Source organism: Pseudomonas sp. SIMBA_068 (assembly GCF_046534705.1).
Lineage (GTDB): Bacteria > Pseudomonadota > Gammaproteobacteria > Pseudomonadales > Pseudomonadaceae > Aquipseudomonas > Aquipseudomonas putida.
Window position 1 is genome coordinate 1 of record NZ_JAWRYI010001565.1, and the last position, 238, is coordinate 238.

The window sequence follows — 238 nt, forward strand, 5'->3', positions numbered from 1 at the left end:
AACACCAGCCAGTCGATCAGCTCGGAAACGAAAAACGCCGTGGCGCTGGCCAGGGCGATGGCAGGCTCCGAGGTGATGTAGGACAGCACCAGGGCCACCAGCATGGCGACCAAGGCGCCATGCCCGAAGCGGGTCTGCACCATGTCGCGCAGGATGAACACCAGGCCACCCCAGGCGGACCAGATGATGTCCAGGTGCGGGGCGCTGGAGAAGGCGAAGCCTGCTTGCCATCGAGCAC

Annotated in this window: 1 pseudogene; it reads right to left on the reverse strand. The window is 65.1% G+C overall.

The features are described from left to right. Positions 1-238, reverse strand: a pseudogene (locus SB756_RS34945) (preQ0 transporter); the annotation flags it as partial.